Below are 18,631 nucleotides of genomic sequence, written 5' to 3'. Positions count from 1 at the left end.
CCAGTTTCGGTGTCGTGGTCTCTATCCGGCACGGACGACAGTGGCCACCCCGTCGGCGATCGCTGCCATCCCGGCCGCCGTCGGATGCAACGGCGCAGCAGGATTCTGCGGGACGACTCCCTCGAAGTACCGCTGATCGGGGGCGACGCAGACGTCGTGGCCGACACTCAGCGGCTCGGTGTCGACGAATTCCGCACCGTGCTGCTCGGCCTGCTGCTTCAACGCCTCGTTCATCGCGGTGATGCTGCCCTGGATGTAGTCGGCGTCCTCAGGGAGCATCGGTTGGGTGGGGAAGCAGCCGCCGTCGGGCAGATAGGTGCCGTAGCCGACAACGAGGATCCGCGCGTCGGGCGCGCGCTCGGCCACCGCGTCGAGCATGGCTCCCCAGTTCGGCGCTTTCTCCGCGATGGCACCGGCGACGGTGTCCACCCCGCCTGCGGTCAGCCGGTCGCGGCAGACGTTGGTTGCCGAGGTCTCCGCGAACGTCAGGCACTGCACGGCCGTCGAGACCAGACCGATGTCGTTACCGCCGATGGTGACGGTCACCAGATCGGTGTCCGGGCTCAGCGCATCGAGCTGTACCGGCACCTCACCGCTGGACGTGCCCTGCGGAGTGGAGACGATGTTCTCGGTGACGGCACCCGAGCACGTGACGTCCACGAAGGAGCCGACGGCCAGCTGCTCGGCCAGAACGTGCGGGTAGTTGGAGTCGGACTGCTGGCACCCCGGCGCGCCGACCTGGTCGGGGATACGCGGTCCCGACGCCGCCGAATCCCCCAACGCAACGTAGTCCAGCACAGCGGGGGATTCCGGCGCGGAAGACTCCGTCGTGCAGGCCGCGAGCACGCAGGCAGCCACGGCAAGACCGACGAAGATTCCTTGGCTTCTCACAGCCTCGACGCTACCGCTGCCGGTAGCCTCGACCGGGTTGTCCGCACGAAACATCTACACAACGCATCTACACAACGAAGGCAGGAACATTCATGATCACCAACTTCATCAACGCGATCCTCGGCGGCTTCGGCTCCATTTCGGCCGGCAGCAGCGGCTTCGAGCTGGCACCGGGAACGCTGCCCTTCGGCCTGTAGAGCCCGGCCGTACGCTCTCCCGCGCGGTGTCGACGATTCGTTCGGCACCGCGCGGGTACCCACGGGACATGACTACCCACAACGACGCGAAGAAGAACGACGACACTGCCCCCGACGCGAAACCGGACGTGACGTCGGATCCGGCTGCCGCGGCAGAGGACAACGATTGGTCCAGTGAAGGCGGAGCAGTCGAAACCGGTCCCGCTACCGATGACGAGCGAACCGACAGCAACTAGCCGAACATGCGGCGGGGAGCGGCCCGCAGTGTGCGAACGTCACCGTCGGCGACGATGTGTTCGACAGTCTCGCCTCGAGCGAGCATCGCGTCGTCGACGGTGAAGTTCACCCGGGCGTCACCGAGCCAATCCACGCCGACGACGATTCCGACGGTTCCCTTGGGGATGCCACAGCGCCAGCGCACGTGTCCCAGATTTCGGACCGTGATCACGGTCTCGCCGATCTCGAAGTGCCCCATACGCCCCCCCGGCTCGATTCTTACCGATCAGTAGACCTCGAGAGAACGCCCTGTTCAAGCGGTAGATCCGCGCATAACCGGCCCGCATGCGATCCCGGGGACGGTCATCGGGAACTGGATTCGACCATCGCCCCGTAAGACGCCTCGAAATGCGTCGATCGGTATTTTTCTACTGCAGTATTTGCTGTTGTAGCAATTCTTCTTGCTGAAGACCGCACCGAAGCGGCACACTCTGCACATGACTTCAGACACTGCTCACCTCCCGCCGGTCGACGCGATCGTCATCGGCGGCGGAGTCGCCGGACTCAGTGCCGCCGTGGCTCTCGGTCGCTCGCGGCGCTCCGTCGTGGTCGTCGACGCGGGTGCTCCCCGCAACGCGCCCGCAGCACATTCGCACAACTACCTCACTCGTGACGGCGAGTCACCTCTCGAGCTGACTCGGCTCGGCCGCGCCGAGGCGCTCCGCTACGGCGCGCAGATCATCGAGGGCACCGCCCTGTCGGGGACCCGGACCGAATCCGGTTTCGCGATATCCCTGGCCGACGGTTCCGTCGTCCATGGCCGACGCCTCCTGGTCACCACCGGCCTCACCGACGTTCTTCCGGACATTCCCGGCCTCGCCGAGCGGTGGGGCCGCGACGTGCTGCACTGCCCGTACTGCCACGGCTGGGAGGTGCGGGATCGGGCGATCGGAATCATCGGCAGCGCGATGGTCGGGCACCAGGCACAGATGTGGCGCCAGCTCACCGAGAACGTCACGGTGTTCGCACACCTGGCACCGGAACTCACCACCGAGGATCAGGGCCGTCTGGCTGCCCGCGGCATCGAGGTGGTGGACGAGGAGATCGCCCGGGTGGACGTCGACGACGACGCGATCGTCGGCGTCACGCTGTCGAGCGGGAGGCAGGTTCGACTCGATGCACTGGTGGTGGGACCCAACTTCACCGCCCGCGCCGACATCCTGGTCTCACTCGGACTCGACACTGTCGAGATGGTGATGGGCGACCACGTGCTCGGCACCTACATCGAGGCGGACCCCGTCGGTGCCACGTCCGTGCCCGGCGTCTGGGTCGCCGGCAACGTGTCCGCGCCGATGGACACGGTGGTGGCTGCATCGGCGGCGGGAGTACGAGCCGGTGCCGCGATCAACGGCGATCTGATCGAGGAGGACGTGCAGGCCGCCCTCGCGCGGGCGACGTCGGCGAGCTACTGAGGTTTCAGTGCCGCGGCCAGTCCACCTTCGATCGCGGCCTTGTGGACACCGAGCGACGCGAGAGCGGCGTCCTCGTTCTCCAGCAGCGCCAGCAGGATGTGTTCGGTACCGATGTAGTTGTGCCCCAAACGAAGTGCCTCACGAAAGGTCAACTCCAAGACCTTCTTGGCACCGGCGTCGAACGGGATGAGTGCGGGCAACGGGTCCGTGGGCTCCGGCAGCGTCGCCGTCGCCGCAGAACGAATCTGCTCGGGCGTCAGCCCCTGAGCGCCCAGTAGTTTCGCTGCCACCGCCTCGGGTTCACCGAGTAGGCCGAGGACCAGATGTCCGGTCGTGATGTGATCGCTGGCCGTCGCGCGCGCCTCGTTCTGCGCCCCGACCACAACGTTGCGTGCCCGCGGGGTGAAGCGGGAGAAGCCCTGCTCGGCATCGAGTTCGGCGGGATCATCGGCACCCTTGGCGACGAAGCGCTTCTGCACCGCCTGCTTGCTGACGCCCATGGATGCGCCGATGGCGGTCCACGACGCCCCGGAGCGGCGTGCGCGGTCGACGAAATGTCCGATCAGGTGATCGGCGACCTCACCGAGCGAGTCTGCGGCGATCACCGCGTCGGAGAGCTGATCGAGCGCGTCGGTGTGCACTTTTTCGATGGCCTCGATGAGGTCGTCGAGGCGGACAGGGTTCGTCATCTTCAATGGTTCGGTCATATCGTCAACCCTAGGTTGACGATATGCGTTCGTCAACCCCCGGTTGACGGCTCTGTGCCGCCGCAACATCTGTTGTGCAGCCTGGGCACCGAGGCCGATCTTTGCAAGCGTAAGAACTGCGCGAGGACGTATATTCACCGACATAGGCGTCACGAAGAAGCCGCGAGACGCCGCGAGCGGGAAGGAAGTAGGTCCTTCGATGAATACGAAGGTCGCCGCACCTTTCGCTCTGCAATCCAAACGAACGGCGGGGCTGGCCGCGGTCATCGCCATCGCGAGCACAGTGTTCCTTCTCGGTGACGCCGGAGTACGGGCAGGTGTGCTGGCCACCGTCGCCGTCGGCTCGGTGCTCGCCATCAGCACGGCCATTCGCCGATACCGTCCCGACGACTCTCGATGCTGGTGGGCACTGTTCGGTGCCTCGGTGGTGTTCATGTTCGGCGTCTCGCTCCGCAGCGATCCCAGTGCACTGACCCATTCCCTTCCGCTGCTGCCGGACCTGTTCACCCTCACCGGCTATGCACTCGTCGGATACGCACTGTCGCGGTGGATTCGGGATCGCAAGTCGATCGACGACATCACGCCACTGGTCGACGCGGGCCTGATCTTCCTCGGCACTCTGTTTCTGTCGTGGCTGCTGTTCATCTCCCCGGCCCTCGAATCCTCACGGTCGTCGGCATCGACGGTCGTGAACGGGGTGTATCCGGCGATCGATGCAGCACTGATCACACTGACCACCTACCTGTTGTTCTCCTCCAAACCCCGCACCGCAGCGCTGCAGTGGGCGCTCGTCGCCCTGATCGCGACGCTCGTCGGCGACGTCTCGTACGCCTTCGCGGCCACGACCGACGAAGCGCCGTCCTCGGGGTTGCTCGACGGTATCTACCTCTTCGCGTACCTCTCCCTGGCGATGGCAGCGCTCGATCCGTCGATGCGCACCGTCTCTCAACAACAGACTCCGGCACCCGCCCACAGCAACCGTCGGGTCGTGTTCGTGGTGATGCTGTTGGTCGTGTGCGCCACGGTGCCGCTGCTGGGCTCGGCTGTGTCCACCGGAGACCTGGTCGTGCGTTCGCTGTTGCTCGCGTCGATCCTGGTGGGCGCATTCCTACGCGGCGAACGCGCGCTCACCAGAGTCCAGATCGGCAAAGAGAACGCCAAATACGCAGCGGCACACGATGTGTTGACCGGCCTCCCGAACCGAACGATGCTCGACGCGGAGTTCGCTCGGCACGAGCGCTCGCCGTCACCCGAACGCACCTGCATCCTGTTCGTCGACCTGGACGATTTCAAGATGGTCAACGACTCGTACGGCCACCGCGTCGGTGACGAACTGATCGTTGCCGCATCGCGTCGGATCCGCGCCGCAGTCGGTGCCGCCGACTCCGTGATTCGCTATGCGGGTGACGAGTTCGTCGTCGTGACCCGGCGCGATCGACTCGGTGCCGAAGCGTTGGCCCGCAACATCATCGATCGAATGAACGAGCCCTTCCAGCTCAGCGCCGCGACGGCCTACGTCACGGCATCGGTCGGCATCGCCGATGCGGACCGACTGCACGACGCCATCCGTGAGGCCGACACGGCGATGTATCACGCCAAGTCTCTCGGCGCGGCGCGATACGCGTTCTTCGACGAATCCCTTCGGGCCCGCGCCACGTCGGCGATCGAGACCACCACCGCGCTGCGCGGAGCGATCCGACGCGGCGAACTCGAGGTGTACTACCAGCCGATCGTCGAGACCGCCTCGCGGAAAACCGTCGTCTACGAGGCACTCCTGCGCTGGAATCGGCATGGGCGGGTGAGCACCCCCAACGAGTTCATTCCGATAGCCGAGTCCACCGGCCTCATCAAGGAGATCGGGGAATGGGTACTGCGCACCGCGATCTCGGATCTGGTGACGCTGCGCGCCGACGGGCAGGACGTCACCATGTCGGTGAACGTGTCCCCGATGCAACTACGGGACGATTCGTTGCCGATCGTCGTGGGAGGACTGCTCGACGCGTACGGCGTCAGCGGAGCAGATCTGGCGCTCGAGATCACCGAAAGCGTCCTGATCGACGACATGGGGACTGCGAAGAACGTTCTCGATCGGCTCGCTGCCATGGGCGTGCTGATCGTCCTCGACGACTTCGGCATCGGCTACTCCTCGCTGAACAGATTGCGCGCGATGCCGATCGCGCTGCTCAAGATCGACAAATCCTTCGTGCACGAGATCGGCCACTCCGAGTCCGATACCCAACTGATTCGCGCGATCGTCGCGATGGCGTCGGCGCTGCCGGTGAAAACTGTGGCCGAGGGTGTGGAGACCGAGGAGCAGGCCGCCATCATCGAGTCACTCGAATGTCGCTTCGCGCAGGGTTTCCTCTTCGGCAGGCCCGCACCCATCGCACACTGGCTGCTCGAATCGGCCGACCGACGGTGATCACGGTGTTAGCGTCGGTCGGTGTCTGCAATCGGAATGCGCCCACTCCGCTCCACCGCTCTTGCCTGTGCCCTGCTACTGGTGCCGCTCGCCGCGTGCAGCAGCAATGACAGCGCCGGTACCGACGTTGCCAGCGAGGACAGCTGCGTTCTCGGTGCCAGCGGCGGCACCCCGGTAGCAGCAACACCCAGCGCGGGCTCGGGAGACATCTCCACCAATCCGGAAGTGGCAACCGGGTATCGATCGGACATGACGCCGGTGGAGACCGCCTCGTACTCGGTCTCGACGGCCAATCCTGTGTCCACCGCAGCGGCCTGTGAGGTTCTCCGTGACGGCGGCACCGCGGCCGACGCCCTCATCGTCGCCCAGACTGTGCTCGGCCTCGTCGAGCCGCAGTCCTCGGGCATCGGCGGCGGTGCATTCCTGATGTACTACGACGCGGCCACCGGCGAGGTACAGAGTTACGACGGCCGGGAGACCGCTCCGATGAGCGCCACCGGCGACTACCTGCGGTACATCGACGATGTCGACCGCACTGTGCCACAACCCGATGCACGGTCCAGCGGGCGATCGATCGGCGTGCCGGGCGTCCTGCGCATGCTGGAGCAGGCCCACGACGATCACGGCGACAAGCCGTGGGGTGAACTCTTCCAGCCCGCAATCGGTCTCGCCGACAACGGAATCGAGATCAGCCCACGCATGGCGTCGTCCATCGCCGACTCAGCACCGAAGCTCGCCCTCGACCCCGCGTCCAAGGACTACTTCCTGCAGCCGGACGGTTCCGGCAAGCCGGCCGGCACGGTCCTGAACAACCCGGCGATGTCGAAGACGCTGTCCGTCATCGCAACCGACGGTGCCGACGCCTTCTACACCGGGGACATCGCACAGGCCATCGTCGACGCAACGGCCGACACCACCGCAGGCCGCACCGCCGGGCAGATCACGCTCGACGACCTCGCCGCCTACGAGCCCAAGACCCGCACCGCCGTGTGCACGCAATACCGCGACCACGACATCTGCGGTATGCCCGGCCCGTCCTCGGGTGGAATCGCGGTGGCGTCGACGATGGGGATTCTGTCGAACTTCGACTTGGCGCAGTACGCGCCCACGGGCATGGACGCCAACGGCGGAACCCCCACGGCCGAGGGCGTACACCTGATCTCCGAGGCCGAGCGCCTGGCCTACGCCGATCGCGACAAGTACGTGGCCGATCCGGACTTCGTACCGCTGCCCGGCGGCTCGCCCGATGCATTGCTCGACCCCGAATACCTCAGCGAGCGAGCAGGACTGATCGACGCGGGCAAGTCGATGGGTACCGCGCAGCCCGGTGACTTCGGCCCGGTGCAGTTCGCGTCGTCCACCGACCCCGAACACGGCACCAGTCACATCTCCATCGTCGACAGTGAGGGCAACGCAGCCTCGATGACGACGACCGTCGAATCGGCTTTCGGGTCGTTCCACATGGTCGACGGGTTCCTGCTCAACAATCAGCTGACCGACTTCTCGGCATCCCCGGTGGCCGAGGACGGAACTCCCATGGCCAATCGCGTCGAGCCGGGGAAGCGTCCACGAAGCTCGATGGCCCCGACGTTGGTCTTCGATCGCGGCGACGACGGCTCACGCGGAGACCTGGTTCTCGTCGCCGGCTCGCCGGGCGGATCGGTGATCATTCAGTTCGTCGTCAAAACGTTGGTGGGACTGCTCGATTGGGGCATGGACCCGCAGCAGGCGGTATCGATGGTCGACTTCGGTGCGGCCAACACCCCGTCCACCAACTACGGCGGCGAGCATCCGAACGTGACGGGTGAGAACGATCCCGTCGTGGTGAAACTGCGCGAGATGGGCCATCAGGTGTCGGTCGCAGACCAGTCCAGCGGACTGAGCGCATTGCAGCGCACCGACGGCGGCTGGATCGGAGGAGCAGACCCGCGCCGCGAAGGTGAGGTACTGGGAGGATAGGGGTCAGCTCACGAATCGGTAGCCCATACCCGTTTCGGTGATGAGGTGCACCGGCGCGGCCGGGTCTCGTTCGAGCTTCTGCCGCAGTTGTCCGAGATAGATACGTAGATAATGTGTTTCGCGCTCGTGGCCGGGTCCCCAGACGGTACGTAATATGTCCTTCTGCGATACCAACTTGCCTTCGTTGCGCACGAGCAGTTCGAGGACACCCCATTCGGTGCGGGTAAGGTGCACGTTCTCTCCGGCTCGGACAACGGTTTTCGCGGCCAGGTCGACGGTGAAGTCCTCGGTCTCGACGACGGGAGCTGCCACGGTCTGCGGGCCACGGCGCAGGGCCGCACGCAATCGCGCCAGCAACTCGTCCATCCCGAAGGGCTTGGTCACGAAGTCGTCGGCACCGGCGTCGAGTGCCTCGACGGTGTCGGCCGAGTCGGTCCGCGCCGAGAGCACCAGGATCGGCACCTCCGTCCAGCCGCGCAGACCGGCGATGACGTCGATACCGTCGATGTCGGGTAGGCCGAGATCGAGAATCACGATGTCCGGGTGGAAGTTCGCGGCGACCCGCAGCGCTTCTCCGCCGGAAGCGGCGCTGACCACCTCGAACCCGCGCACGTTGAGATTGATCCGCAGCGCTCGCACGATCTGCGGCTCGTCGTCGACGACGAGCACCCGCACCTTCACCTGCTCGCCGCTTTCAGCTCGACCGTCATCGTCAACCCGCCGCCGTCCGTGTTCGATGCGGTGACGGTACCGCCCATGGCCCGTACGAATCCGCGCACCACCGACAGTCCCAGCCCGACGCCTATCGAGTTGTTGCGGTCCCCGAGGCGTTGGAACGCGTCGAACATCGTTTCCTCGGCTCCCGCGGTGATGCCGGGGCCATGATCGACGACGGAGATGGTTGCCCGCTCGCCGTGCACCGCGGCCCTGACCGTGATGTCGCCGGTGGGTGCGTATCGGGCGCTGTTGTCCACCAGGTTCGCCAGCACGCGTTCGAGCAGACCAGGGTCTGCCAGTACTTCGACGTCTCCCACCTCGACCCGCACGCGATCGTCTGCTTGGACCAGTGCGCCGCTCAGCACGTCGTCGACGAAGACCGGACGCAGACTCGGTTGCACCACACCGGCTTGCAGCCGCGAGGAGTCGAGCAGATTGCTCACCAGTGCGGTCAGCTGATCGGCCGATTCGTCGATGGTGGCGAGCAATTCGTCGGTGTCCTCGGGTGAGAACTGCACGTCGGTGCTGCGCAGAGACGAGGACGCCGCCTTGACGGCGGACAGTGGCGTCCGCAGATCGTGGCTGACGGCCGAGAGCAATGCTCGACGCAGCGCATCGGCCTCGGCGAGCGCATTGGCGCGGCTGGCTTCCTCGGCCAGCCGAGACTGACGGACCATGCCTGCCGCCTGGTTGGCCACGGCCGCGAGCACCCGCCGATCGTGGGCGCGGGTGCGCTCGCCGACGAGCAACAACGTGAAGTCGCCTGCATCGACCTCGGTATCGGCTCCGGTTCGATCGATCGGGGCCTGCTCACCGGCACTGCCCACGATCGACTGAGACTGGTTGTCCCACAACGCGACGCCCATCTGCCGGTAGGTCTCACGGGCGCGTTCGAGCAGTGCCGTCAGGTCCGCTCCGCGGAGCACCGATCCGGCGAACAGCGTCAACAGCTCGGCTTCCTGGGTCGCCCTCCGTGCCTGACGCGTCCGCCGGGCTGCCGCATCGACCAGCGCGGCGACGGCAACGGCCATCAGCAGCAGCACGACGGTGACCACAAAATTTTCGGGCTCGGCGATGGTGAGGCTGTACCGGGGTGTGGTGAAGAAGTAATTGAGCAGGAATCCGGCGATCAACGCCGAGAGTGCCGCAGGCGCAACTCCTCCCAGCAGCGCAACGCACAGCACCACCATGAAGAACAGGGCGCTCTCGCCGCTGGAGTCGAAGTTCGGTCCGACCGTGCTCAGTACAGCGGCGGCGAGGCACGGCACCAATACGGCGGCGACCCACGCCAGAATGCGTCGCCGCCCCGAATCGACCTGGATGCCCCTACGGCGGGCTTGCTCGGCGTGAGTGACCATGTGCACGTCGATCTTTCCCGAGTTCTGCACCACTGCTGCGCCGATTCCCTCGTCCAAGATCCGCGCCGCACGCGACCGCCTCGAGGTACCGATCACGAGCTGGGTTGCATTCACCCCGCGGGCGAAGTCGAGCAGCGTCGTCGGCACGTCGTCGCCGACGACGCTGTGCACGCTGGCACCGAGCCCCGCGGCAAGCTTTCGCACCGAACCCATCTGCGGTGCCGACACACCCACCAGGCCATCGCCGCGGACGATGTGCAGCACCATGAGCTCCGCGCTGGACTTCGAGGCGATACGACTGGCGCGGCGCAGCAGAGTCTCCGATTCCGGGCCTCCGGTCACGGCCACCACCACGCGCTCGCGGGCTTCCCACGTCTCGGTGATGCGATTGTCCTTGCGGTACTTCACCAGTGCCGCGTCGACCTGATCGGCTATCCACAACAGTGCGAGTTCGCGCAGCGCCGTCAGGTTGCCGCCGCGGAAGTAGTTGCTCAGTGCCGCGTCGACCTTCTCGGCGGCATAGACGTTGCCGTGCCGCAGCCGGCTGCGGAGTGCTTCGGGGGTGATGTCGACCAGTTCCACCTCGTCGGCCGCACGAACGACGCTGTCGGGCACCGTCTCTCGCTGCGGTACCCCGGTGATCTGCTGCACCACGTCGTTGAGCGATTCGAGATGCTGGACGTTGAGTGTCGAGATGACGTCGATGCCCGCGTCGAGCAGCGCCTCCACGTCCTGCCACCGTTTGCCGTGCACACTGCCGGGGGTGTTGGTGTGCGCCAGTTCGTCGACGAGCACCACCTGCGGCTTTCGGCTCAGGACGGCGTCGAGATCGAGTTCCGCCGCCGAGGACCCCCGATATTCGACGGTGGCCATCGGCAGCACTTCGATACCGTCGAGCGCCTCGATCGTTCGCGCGCGGCCGTGTGTCTCGACGACCGCTGCCACGACGTCGCAGCCCCGGCTGCTCAGCCGGTGAGCCTCACCGAGCATGGCAAAGGTCTTGCCGACGCCCGGTGCCGCGCCGAGGTAGATCCGCAGCTCACCTCTGTCCGCCACAGTCTGCCTCCTCGCCCGGCCGGTACAGCTAGCGCTCCTCGATGTCGTCGACGCGTATCTCCACGACATCGCGGCCGAGGGTTACGCCGAGCAGATCCGACACGACATCGATCGCGATGGTCGCCAATTCGTCTCCCGCGGCCTGCAGGTCGTCGCCGTACACACCGATCACCGCGACGAACAGACCGATGCAGGCGTGATCTTCGAGATCGAGGTCGATCTCGGTGGGCTGTGCGCCGTGAACGTCCGCCAGAGCACGACGGAGCGTGGTCTTGACGATGTGGTCGCTCACCCGCAGGGAGTCCGCCGGTCTGGCCCCGTCTGTGGAAGATGCGGAGCCCGGGGGGAACGCACTGTCGATGGGCCACGTACGCCTGGTGGTGTTTCGTACTTTCGTGATGATGGACGCGCTGATATCCACCCAATTCGGTTCCTGAGGTGCGTCCCGAAGTTCGGTGGCAGCACGCGCGAGAACCGAATCCGGTTCTACTGGGTTCGCCATGTCGCCAACCTTTCGCTCAATGTTGCTCGTGCTCTGGTCAACTGACCACGTACTGCTCCGGCGGACAACGTCATGATCGCGCCGATCTCGGGGTGCGTCAGGCCCTCCACCTCGCGAAGCAGCCAGCAGGCTCGCTGACGGTAGGGCAGCTCGGCGAGTGCGACGCCCAGCTCGGTCATGAAGCCGCCTGCCTCGACATCCGCCTCGGGATCGCTGCCCGCGCCCGTGCTCTTGCGCTCGAACACCCAATCTTCTGCGGGTGGAACACTGCGACGTCGTCGATGATCGATCACTTTGTGCGACACCAACGAGAACAACCATGTTCGCAGAGCCGAGTCGCCTCGAAAGTTGTCCAGCCCCTTCCACGCTGCCACGAAAGCGTCCTGCACCACCTCCTCGGCCGCACCCTGATCGGACAGCATGTTTCGCGCGTACCGAAACATCTCCGGACCGTAGCGCCGGACGATCTCCTCGAACGCATCCGTCTCGCCCAGCGCGGCTGCGCCGACGAGTACGCGGTCCGATGCATCAACCCACTCCATCGGGCCCCCAGTTCACGTAGCGGTCATCGATCACGCACCTCTTCGATACCGGTTTACCAGCGGACGTAATCTATGACGTAGATCACTTTATTCGGACGTGCGTTTCGACCATCGAGCTACGACCAACTCCTGTCACACACTCTGCACGACATCCAACGAAGAGAGGCATTCATGAGCTCCACGACGGACACCAAGGCAACCGTATCCGCAGCAGGCGAAGGAAAGACCGACATCACCACCAAGTCGGACTCCGTGCTCGTCAGCTCGCAGGGCCGCACCACCATTGCCGATACCGTCGTCTCCAAGATCGCCGGCATCGCCACCCGTGAGGTGCAGGGAGTGCACGCCGTCGGCGGCGGAGCCAGCCGCGCCATCGGTGCTCTCCGCGAGCGCATCCCCGGTGCCCGCGTCAACCAGTCGCAGGGCGTGTCGGTCGAGGTCGGCGAGCGTCAGGCAGCGGTCGACATCGACATCGTCGCCGATTACGGCGTCTCCATCGCAGACCTCGCAGCGGGCATCCGCCGCAACGTCATCAACGCCGTCGAGCGCATGACCGGCCTCGAGGTCACCGAGGTCAACATCGTCGTTCACGACATCTACCTCGACGACGGCTCGGACGAGGACGACACCACCGAGCCCGCCACCACCCGAGTGCAGTGACCGAGCCGCACATGACGGATCGTGACAAGTCCGAGGACATCGCCGACGCCGTCACGGCGATCGACGGTGTCGTCGGGCTGCACGGCGGCATGTTCGGTGAGGCCGCAACGTACCTGCCCGGACGCCGCATCGCCGGCGTTCGGATCGGGGAGGACGGAACCGAGGTTCACGTGACGCTGGAGTTCGGCGTCGCGGTCCGCGAGACCGCCGAGGCCGTGCGCCGCACGGTGTCGGCGATGGTCGACGGACCCGTGCACGTCACCGTCGAGGACATTGTGCGAGTCTGACCAGGTGAATCAGCATGCAGCGCACGACCGGGCCGCCGAATACAAGGCGGCTCGGCGCGCTGTGGCACGAGAACATCACCCCGACGTCGGCGGAGACCCGGCTCGGTACATGGCCGAACTCGCCGAGGTCGATCGCAGGTTCGCCGTCCTGCCGTCGACTCCGATCAACGCAGCCAGTGCACCGACCGCGTTTCGCGCCTCGTCGATCCCATCTCCGCTGCGCACACTGCCCAAACGGATCGCTCGCATTCGCAAGCGCGTCGCCCGGCGTAATTACTTCGACATCTGACACCGCTGAATCTGAATACTCTGACTGGAGATCAAGACCATGACCACTGCGACCATCGGTTTGTTCGTGGGACTTCTGCTGGCCATCGCCGCAGCAGCCGGCGGTTTCACCGGCTTCCTCATCGCCATCGTTCTCGGCGGCCTCGGATTCTTCGTCGGCCGCTACATCGACGGCGAACTGGACCTGAACTCGATCATGCGTGGTCGCGGTCGTGACTGACACACCGGTGGAGCCCGGTGAGCGCGGCTCACTGGAAATCAAACACAAAGCCGTCGAGCGCCTCGCCGTTCTCGCCGCCCGTTGCACCGATTCGGTCACCGATCGCCATCCGGGACTGCGCGTCCTCGGTGGACGTGACCTGCCCAAGGCCGACGTGTCGATCAGCGGCTCACGCGTCCGAGCGAAGGTCGAGGTGGCCGTCACCTGGCTCTCGCCACTGGCGAAGGTAGCCGCTGCCGTACGCGCCGCGGTGGCCCGAGACCTGTCCGAGCTGGGTATCTACACCGTCGATCGCGTCGACGTGACCGTCCAGTGCGTGCCCGCCGAGGCCACCGTCGAAGAAGGGAGAGTGCAATGAGCGCCACAACCAGCAAGAAGCCGGTAGCGAACCCCACCGCCGCGGTACCCGCCATTCTGTTCGCACTCGTCCTCATCGCTGCAGGCGTCGTCCTCGGCCGCGAAGCGCTGCTGAAGCTGGGAGCTCTCGACGGACCGGAGTGGGTCGGTCCCGCCGCGTCCCATCTGGACGGACTCACCGCACAGCAGTGGATGCTGCCCGGCGGCATTGCCGCAGTCGTCGTCGGATTCATCCTGGTCTTCGTCGCCGTCCGCCCACGCCGACGCACCCACCGCGCCCTCACCGAGCAGGACATCTGGCTTCGTAAGGGTGACGTCGCCGCTGTCGCCCGCACCGTCGCTCTGGACAACGTCGGAGTCGACACCGCGACGGCGAAGTCCGGCAACAAGAAGGTCACCGTATCCGCGTCGACCTTGACCGGTACCGACACCTCTGCCCTGAAATCTTCGATCGTCACCTCCGTGGACGACGCTCTCCGCCCACTCGCGTCGGCACCGAAAGTCCGCACCCGAGTGCGAACGACAGGACAGCCCTCATGACAGGACAGCTGCTGTGAAACGCGCAACCGCTTCGCTCGACCGAACCAGCACGGCGGTCGTCGGGCTCGCACTGATCGCCGTCGGCGGCGGAGCAATCGCATGGGAGCGGGGCAAGTTCCCCGGCCGCGAGCGCATCGATGCCGCATTCGTCGACACCACAGTCGACGCCGGCTGGTGGCCGTGGGCTCTCGGAGCAGCCGCGATCGTTCTCGTCCTTCTCGGACTGTGGTGGTTGCTCGCGCACCTACCGCGCCGATCGGTCGGCACCGTCGCATTCGCGTCCACTTCAGACTCGGACGTCGATGGCAGGCTCAGTGTCGATCTGACCACCGCCGCCCGAAGTGCTGCCAAATCGCTGGCCGCCCACGAGGGTGTCGTGTCGGCAAACGGCCGATCGGTATCGGACCGGGGGCAGCGCATCGTCGAGATCGTCGCGACCCTCGACCCTGCTGTGACCTCACTCGACAAGGTGTCCGCCGCAGCAGCACAGACGCGCAACGACCTCCTCACATCGCTGGAAGGCACTCCGGCAGGGGTGCGAATCCTGTTGCAATGCGGCAAGTCTCGCAAGCAGTCCGTTCGCGTCAGCTGAACTCGATCTCCCCGATCAGACCGTGATGGTCCGATCCGGGGAGATCGATTCGTTCCAGCGATCGAGCGTGGCCGCTGTTGGACAAAATGTGGTCGATTCCGACGACAGCGGGTGTGCCCTTGTCCGTGGGATACGTCGGGATCAGGCCCTTCCCCAATTGTGCTGCGGCGTCGGAGTATCCGGCGTCGAGCAGATTGCGGAACTTCTTGTGCGAATACGTCGTGTTGAAATCTCCGCTGACGACCACCGGTCCGGTACCCGACACGGCCTCCAGATCGTCTCGGAGCGTGTCCAATTCGGCGGTCCAGACATCTGCCGGGGTGATGTAGGCCGGGCCCGGATGCACGGCCAGCAGCGAGATCGGCTCGGAATCGGGGACCTCGATCTCGGTCGCCAGATTGATCGGGCCGTAACCGTCGAGTTCTCGGCTGTCGGATATCGGCAGGCGACTGTAGATCCCGGCTCCACCGCCGCCCGTCACGTACGGCCGGAGGTAGCTGTACGGAAAGAGCTCTTCCATACCGGCGTCACGCAGCCCGATCACCGACGCGTCGGTCAATTCCTGAATCGTCACGACGTCGACGGAGTTGTCGCGGGCCTGACCGACCACCGCCGCCGGATCAGCTCGTCCCACCATCAGATTTGCCTGCATCACGCGCAGTCGTACACCATCGGAACTCGGTGCAGCGTCGGCAACGTAGAGCGGTGCGTACGAGAATGCGCCTGCCGCCAGCACCAGGGTCGAGACTCCCGCGAGAATCCAGCGCCGCCCGATCAGCGCCACTAGAGCGCCGAGCACGACGGCGGTGAACATCAACGGAACGAACGACGCCAATGCGATCAACACGTTGACGCGGGTGTCGGTGTAGAAGACGCCCAACGCCACCAGCCCGATGAGGATGCCCAGTGTCGCGATCGTGCCGGTGAGTATCCGTACCCAGGTTCGCTGCATCGGCCCTAGGGTAGCTACGCCCGGACGCCGACGGTGAGTGCTCTGAACATCGTCCAGGTCATCGACACCAGACCACGGACCGCGGCGAACGAGAACGCAGTGGACCACACCGTTCGGGTGGAGGGATCAGGCATCGGAACGCCGGCGAATCGGTCGGCCAGCCAGTCCAATGTCAGAGGCGCGCTGAGCGGATGCAGCGACAAGTGTTCGCTCAGCCGATCTCGTAGATATGTCACGTGGGCACCGGCTTCGTTGTAGCGCTCGACCTGCCCGTCGACGTCATCCACGGCGATGATCTGATCGTGCACCGCCTGGACCACCAGCAAAGGTGCCGACGGTGCGATGCGTCCGGGCTGGATATCCAGGAACACCTGCACGATCTCGGGCAGCGCCAACAGATCGGCCAGCGGAACGTCGATGTAGTGGTCCAGGTCGTGTCGAGCCAGTTTGGTCACGGCGCGCACGGTCGTCATCGACTCCACGGAATCGAGGATGCGCATTCCGTCCTCGTTGACGTGCTGGCGAACCACCCGATCGAGCTCGGGGTAGGTGCGCCGTAGGCCCGCCACCACCAGCGTCGGCAATGCCGCGTGCAGCGTCGCATTGAGCCGGGTGAACGCCGAGCCCGGATCTCCGACGGGCGAGCCGAGCGCGGCACCGACCAATTCGATCTCCGGCGCGTACTCCGGTGCCATCTCCGCCGCCCAGGACGTCGCGAGCCCTCCGCCCGAGTAACCCCACAGCGCGACCGGGGTGTTGTCGTTCAATTCGAGCGGCTCGAACGACAGCGCCGCGCGGATGGCGTCGAGTGTGCAGAATCCGGGTTCCTGCGGCGAACCCCAGTGCCCGTCGGGGCCCTCGTGGTCCGGAATGGAGATGGTCCACCCACGGCGCAAGGCATGCAGCACCAGCAGGAACTCGAACTGCGGAACTGCACCGAAGGCCTTCGAGCCGCGTCGAAGCGCATAGGAAGGAAAACACGAGGACGCGACGCCGTCGATGGCGCACTGGTACGAGAGCAATACCGGCTCGGCATCGTGCGGCCGCAGCACGGTTGTGACGCTGGCCTGCGGAAACCCGCCGAGATCCGCGGTGCGGTACAGCAGCTGCCACGCATCGACTCGCTGGCGCACGCGACCGAACATCGCGACCTCTACCGGCCGCACCTTCAGGATCGTCCCCGGGGCAGCCGCTTCGTACCCCTCGGGCGCGGCGTAGAACGGATCGTCCTCGGGCCTGGTCGCGTCGCTGCGACTCGGTGCTCGTTCCACCGGCCAGGCCTGTTCGTCCCCCAGCGATCTGTCGACGCTCATATCCCCACCGCTTCTTGTCCGAGTCTCTTCGTCACACTAACTTGCCCTGCGTCGCCTCATTTATGCAGCCTGCTGCCAGTTGGTGATCAGGACGTCGGTCGCGTAGCTCAGGTCGAGGCCCTCCCCGCCCCAGTTCGGGACGATGGCGTCGGAGGCGATCCCGTCGTATCGTCGCCGAAGTTCGTCCGCGTCGCCGGACATCGCCGGCGCGTGAATCATCGCGATGCCCGAAGGATGGTGAAGCGAGAAACGTTGATCGCCAAGGGCTTCGATGAAGAAATACCCGTCGTGCAGCGCTCGATGGTGTTCGCCGCACAGCAGGACCAGATTGTCGAGTGACGTCGCACCTCCCCGCGAGCGGTAGGTGACGTGATGAGCATGCAGAAATCGAGTGCGCCCACACCCGGGCACCGTGCAGCATCGATCTCGAATGATCAACTGACGCATCTGGGTTCGGCTCGGGGTTTTCGCGGTCGAACTCCACCGCACAGTCTTTCCCAGCCTGCCGTGACCGACAGTCCGCATGACTGCAGAACACAGCACCTGAGCAAGCGTCTCGTCGTCCAATCCCGGCCCGTCGTCGAAATGAGCGTGATCGCATCCGGCTTCGGTGCTGTTGCCGAGATGGACCAACACCTCCGCGGCCGGTGAGACGACCGGTGAATCGATGGCGTCGCACACCATCTCCGCCATGGCGATCATCGCCGGTACCGGGTTGGGCGGTGCCGGGGCCGCCCGGTCACCCTCGGATTCGCCCTCGGTTCGGGTGCGCTCGTACTCCGCCCTGGTCAATGCAGCCAGAAATCGCTTACCGTCCTCGGGCCGAAAGCGTGCCGTCAGCACGAACGAACCGTCGTCCTCGTCCCACCGCCACCGCCCCACGCACGGATCGAGGTCGACGCCGTTGCCCCTGGTCGGACGCATCGCTTTCTTCAGACCACGGCAGAGTCGCTCGATGTGCGCGGCAGGTGCATCGAGTGCCTTCTGGAGCAGCGACGCCTCGTTCTCCGCCGTGGCCACGCGGGTCATGGCTCGTACCTTCGAGTAAGAGATGGTGCCGCTCAGGTACGCCGAGGTGATCAGCGGCAACTCTCGCATGGCTTTGGCAACCCGTACCTGCTCACGAGCGGTATGCAGGTCGACTCCCGCGCGCCAGGACAACCAATGCGCACAGGACCGCACTTCCCACCCCGCCCATCCGCGTCGCACGTCGAACTCGCCCACCAAGATCAGATACTGCGCCGACGCTGCAGCGATCTGACCGGCCAGAGCGCAGATCTCGGTCTCGATTTCGTTCATCTCGATCCGCCCCGCCTCGGATCCTGTATCGGCCATGTCGATCATGAACGCCCCCATTCATCGAATGCATGTTCGATGAAGGTA

At 65.5% G+C, this 18,631-nt stretch carries 21 protein-coding genes; 11 read left to right on the top strand and 10 right to left on the bottom strand.

Annotated elements, in window-relative coordinates; translation table 11 throughout:
- Positions 1-21: 21 nt before the first annotated feature.
- Positions 22-891 carry an SGNH/GDSL hydrolase family protein gene (locus CH275_RS08705; RefSeq protein ID WP_256990925.1) on the bottom strand — a complete coding sequence of 290 codons (870 nt, stop codon included), beginning with the start codon at positions 889-891 and terminating at the stop codon, positions 22-24.
- A 265-nt stretch (positions 892-1,156) separates the two neighbouring features.
- Between CH275_RS08705 and CH275_RS29415 the strand changes: the two genes are divergently transcribed.
- On the top strand, positions 1,157-1,324 hold the full coding sequence (locus CH275_RS29415) for a hypothetical protein (RefSeq protein ID WP_179276046.1): 168 nt from the start codon (positions 1,157-1,159) through the stop codon (positions 1,322-1,324).
- Here the strand turns inward: CH275_RS29415 and CH275_RS08700 are convergent.
- Entirely contained in the window at positions 1,321-1,563 is a 243-nt protein-coding gene (locus CH275_RS08700; RefSeq protein ID WP_094677047.1) for a hypothetical protein, read from the bottom strand. The two genes, CH275_RS29415 and CH275_RS08700, sit on opposite strands and share 4 nt — an antisense overlap.
- Positions 1,564-1,801: 238 nt before the next feature.
- Here CH275_RS08700 and CH275_RS08695 point away from each other — a divergent pair, with 238 nt between their 5' ends.
- Complete coding sequence (locus CH275_RS08695; RefSeq protein WP_094677045.1) at positions 1,802-2,776, top strand: NAD(P)/FAD-dependent oxidoreductase; 975 nt, start codon at positions 1,802-1,804, stop codon at positions 2,774-2,776.
- Here CH275_RS08695 and CH275_RS08690 read toward each other — a convergent pair.
- A complete protein-coding gene (locus CH275_RS08690; protein ID WP_179276045.1) occupies positions 2,770-3,483 on the bottom strand; it encodes a Clp protease N-terminal domain-containing protein in 714 nt (237 codons plus the stop codon). The two genes, CH275_RS08695 and CH275_RS08690, sit on opposite strands and share 7 nt — an antisense overlap.
- Before the next feature lie 199 nt (positions 3,484-3,682).
- On the opposite strand from CH275_RS08690, the gene CH275_RS08685 reads away from it, so the two are divergent.
- Both CH275_RS08685 and ggt read left to right on the top strand, forming a co-directional pair.
- On the top strand, positions 3,683-5,905 hold the full coding sequence (locus tag CH275_RS08685) for a putative bifunctional diguanylate cyclase/phosphodiesterase (protein ID WP_094677043.1): 2,223 nt from the start codon (positions 3,683-3,685) through the stop codon (positions 5,903-5,905).
- A gap of 36 nt (positions 5,906-5,941) precedes the next feature.
- On the top strand, positions 5,942-7,864 hold the full coding sequence (gene ggt, locus CH275_RS08680; RefSeq protein ID WP_094677369.1) for a gamma-glutamyltransferase: 1,923 nt from the start codon (positions 5,942-5,944) through the stop codon (positions 7,862-7,864).
- A 3-nt stretch (positions 7,865-7,867) separates the two neighbouring features.
- Here ggt and CH275_RS08675 read toward each other — a convergent pair whose 3' ends face one another.
- Genes CH275_RS08675 through CH275_RS08660 form a run of 4 tightly spaced genes read right to left on the bottom strand, consistent with a single transcriptional unit; the run spans position 7,868 to position 12,039 of the window.
- Positions 7,868-8,545 carry a response regulator gene (locus tag CH275_RS08675; RefSeq protein ID WP_094677041.1) on the bottom strand — a complete coding sequence of 226 codons (678 nt, stop codon included), beginning with the start codon at positions 8,543-8,545 and terminating at the stop codon, positions 7,868-7,870.
- Positions 8,542-11,064, bottom strand: coding sequence for an ATP-binding protein (locus tag CH275_RS08670; RefSeq protein ID WP_373453692.1), 2,523 nt, complete (start codon positions 11,062-11,064; stop codon positions 8,542-8,544). The genes CH275_RS08675 and CH275_RS08670 overlap by 4 nt, the downstream gene beginning before the upstream one ends.
- Positions 11,024-11,497, bottom strand: coding sequence for a hypothetical protein (locus CH275_RS08665; protein ID WP_094677037.1), 474 nt, complete (start codon positions 11,495-11,497; stop codon positions 11,024-11,026). Before CH275_RS08665 ends, CH275_RS08670 begins: the two co-directional genes overlap by 41 nt.
- Entirely contained in the window at positions 11,482-12,039 is a 558-nt protein-coding gene (locus tag CH275_RS08660; RefSeq protein ID WP_094677035.1) for an RNA polymerase sigma factor, read from the bottom strand. Before CH275_RS08660 ends, CH275_RS08665 begins: the two co-directional genes overlap by 16 nt.
- 171 nt (positions 12,040-12,210) lie before the next feature.
- On the opposite strand from CH275_RS08660, the gene CH275_RS08655 reads away from it, so the two are divergent.
- Genes CH275_RS08655 through CH275_RS08625 form a run of 7 tightly spaced genes read left to right on the top strand, consistent with a single transcriptional unit; the run spans position 12,211 to position 14,983 of the window.
- Entirely contained in the window at positions 12,211-12,699 is a 489-nt protein-coding gene (locus tag CH275_RS08655) for an Asp23/Gls24 family envelope stress response protein (protein WP_094677033.1), read from the top strand.
- Positions 12,700-12,710: 11 nt separating this feature from the next.
- Complete coding sequence (locus tag CH275_RS08650) at positions 12,711-12,986, top strand: Asp23/Gls24 family envelope stress response protein (RefSeq protein ID WP_094677367.1); 276 nt, start codon at positions 12,711-12,713, stop codon at positions 12,984-12,986.
- A 4-nt stretch (positions 12,987-12,990) separates the two neighbouring features.
- Positions 12,991-13,275 carry a hypothetical protein gene (locus CH275_RS08645; RefSeq protein WP_094677031.1) on the top strand — a complete coding sequence of 95 codons (285 nt, stop codon included), beginning with the start codon at positions 12,991-12,993 and terminating at the stop codon, positions 13,273-13,275.
- A gap of 39 nt (positions 13,276-13,314) precedes the next feature.
- Entirely contained in the window at positions 13,315-13,494 is a 180-nt protein-coding gene (locus CH275_RS08640) for a hypothetical protein (RefSeq protein WP_027495126.1), read from the top strand.
- Positions 13,487-13,852, top strand: a complete 366-nt coding sequence (locus tag CH275_RS08635; protein ID WP_179276044.1) for an Asp23/Gls24 family envelope stress response protein — start codon at positions 13,487-13,489, stop codon at positions 13,850-13,852. Before CH275_RS08640 ends, CH275_RS08635 begins: the two co-directional genes overlap by 8 nt.
- Positions 13,849-14,391, top strand: a complete 543-nt coding sequence (locus CH275_RS08630) for a DUF6286 domain-containing protein (RefSeq protein WP_094677027.1) — start codon at positions 13,849-13,851, stop codon at positions 14,389-14,391. The genes CH275_RS08635 and CH275_RS08630 overlap by 4 nt, the downstream gene beginning before the upstream one ends.
- 13 nt (positions 14,392-14,404) lie before the next feature.
- Complete coding sequence (locus CH275_RS08625; RefSeq protein ID WP_094677025.1) at positions 14,405-14,983, top strand: hypothetical protein; 579 nt, start codon at positions 14,405-14,407, stop codon at positions 14,981-14,983.
- On the opposite strand, the gene CH275_RS08620 is transcribed toward CH275_RS08625, so the two are convergent.
- Genes CH275_RS08620 through CH275_RS08610 form a run of 3 tightly spaced genes read right to left on the bottom strand, consistent with a single transcriptional unit; the run spans position 14,976 to position 18,592 of the window.
- Positions 14,976-15,935: an endonuclease/exonuclease/phosphatase family protein gene (locus tag CH275_RS08620; RefSeq protein ID WP_094677023.1), complete on the bottom strand. Its 960-nt coding sequence runs from the start codon at positions 15,933-15,935 to the stop codon at positions 14,976-14,978. The two genes, CH275_RS08625 and CH275_RS08620, sit on opposite strands and share 8 nt — an antisense overlap.
- 14 nt (positions 15,936-15,949) lie before the next feature.
- The gene (locus CH275_RS08615) at positions 15,950-17,248 is read right to left on the bottom strand and encodes a lipase family protein (protein WP_094677021.1); all 1,299 of its coding nucleotides are present in this window, start codon (positions 17,246-17,248) and stop codon (positions 15,950-15,952) included.
- 60 nt (positions 17,249-17,308) lie between these two features.
- Positions 17,309-18,592, bottom strand: a complete 1,284-nt coding sequence (locus tag CH275_RS08610; protein ID WP_179276043.1) for an HNH endonuclease — start codon at positions 18,590-18,592, stop codon at positions 17,309-17,311.
- Positions 18,593-18,631 lie beyond the last annotated feature (39 nt).

Source organism: Rhodococcus sp. 06-235-1A, assembly GCF_002258785.1.
Lineage (GTDB): Bacteria > Actinomycetota > Actinomycetes > Mycobacteriales > Mycobacteriaceae > Rhodococcoides.
Note: the sequence above shows the minus strand (reverse complement) of the source record. Positions and strands in the feature narration are given on the sequence as shown.